Raw genomic sequence first — 1526 nt, 5'->3', positions numbered from 1 at the left:
CGCATGAGTTGCCCTGTGTCAAGCCGCTCCCGGTTGGGGTCTGTCGAGCAGTGCTTGGAGGGCGCGATGCTGGGTGGGGTCGTAGGTGGTGTGGTCTTGCCAGCAGTGCCAGATGACGTAGAGCCAGGCGCGGGCGAGTATGCGTACGGCGTGGGGGTGGTCGTGTCCGCGGGCGCGGGCGCGGTTGTAGAGGTCGGCGGCCCAGGGATTGGCTCGTCGACTGTCGCCGGCGAAGTCGCACACTGCGTCGCGGAGTTGTTTGTCGGCGGCCCAACGGAATCCGACGTGTTTGACCTGTCCGGATTGGCGGGTGGAGGGGGCGACCCCGGCCAGGCATGCCAGTGCTTCGGGGGTGGGGAATCGGCCGCGGCAGTCGCCGATTTCGGCGAGCAGTCGGGCGGCGCGGAAAGTGCCCGAGCGGGGCAGGCTGGTGAAGATGTGGGCGTCGGCGTGGGAGTCGAGTTGCTCGGCGATGCTGTCATCGAGGGTTTTGATCTGGGCACCCAGGTTGGTCAGGACGGCGACGAAGGCCGCGGTGATGGCGGCACCGTCGATGCCTGTCGCGCCCCGGGGTGCGGCCCTGAGTCGACGGTGCAGTTCCTGGGGATGGGTACGGCCGCTGTAGGCGATGGCCGACAACCAGTTGGCCATCCTGGTGACCGTGAGCCAGTCGGCGCGGTCTTGGCAGTCGAAGCGGGTCAAGAAGGCCAGGCTGATCGGCGAGTCGATGTCGGCGAACAGTCCGACCGCGCCGGGGAACACGATCATCAGATGAGCCCGGAGTTGGTTGGCGACCGCTACGCGGTGGGCGACCAGGTCCTTGCGGGCGCGGCAGATCTGCCGCAGGGCGATGGTGGCGGGGGTGTCGGGCAGCAGGGGACGCAGCCGGATGCGGTCGGTGCGCAAGGTGTCGGCCAGCACGAAGGCGTCGAACCGGTCGTCCTTGTTGCCGGCCGATCCGTAACGACCGCGCAGGTTCTTGACCTGGTTGGGGCTGATGACCACGACGGTGATCCCGGCTTCGAGCAGGGTCTGAACGACCGGGCCGTCGGGGCGTTCGATGGCGACCTCGCAGACCCCGACGCGCTCGAGGGTGCGAAGCAGCTCACGCAGCCCAGCTGCGTTGTGGCTGATCGTTTTTCGGGTGATTTCGCGGCCTTTGGAGTTCACGATCGAGACCGCGTGATCATCACGGGCCCAGTCGATTCCACACGTGTGGCCATTGGGGGGTTCCGCTGGCAGGGTGTTTCGGGCAGACTTCATGACAGCCTCCTCGCTGCTAAGCCCAGTGGGGAGGCACCCTTGTGTGCTGGTTCCGGGGCACGACTGCCGGTTCGCTCACTGAGCGGCGCTCGATGGCGCATAGCCCTGTCGACGGTCGACGCGCCCCGGGTAACCACTGATCTCCGCAGAACTCATGCTGGACATCAAATGTGTCGAGCAAGCAGGGCGGTAGATCAGCGGCACCTCGGGTGCATCGGCAATCCATCGAAGATCACCGACACAAGGATGGTCCACCAGTGAGC

General features: G+C 66.6%; 2 protein-coding genes. Both read right to left on the bottom strand.

What is annotated here, in order from left to right; genetic code table 11:
* Positions 1–18 precede the first annotated feature (18 nt).
* Positions 19–1263, bottom strand: a complete 1245-nt coding sequence (locus SLQ33_RS33495; protein ID WP_319458244.1) for an IS110 family transposase — start codon at positions 1261–1263, stop codon at positions 19–21.
* A gap of 75 nt (positions 1264–1338) precedes the next feature.
* A partial coding sequence (locus tag SLQ33_RS33490; protein WP_319458243.1) for a hypothetical protein occupies positions 1339–1526 on the bottom strand: 188 nt, incomplete at its 5' end.

The organism is Mycobacterium sp. RTGN6 (assembly GCF_033804605.1).
Lineage (GTDB): Bacteria > Actinomycetota > Actinomycetes > Mycobacteriales > Mycobacteriaceae > Mycobacterium.
This window is presented reverse-complemented; position numbering and strand designations above follow the sequence as displayed.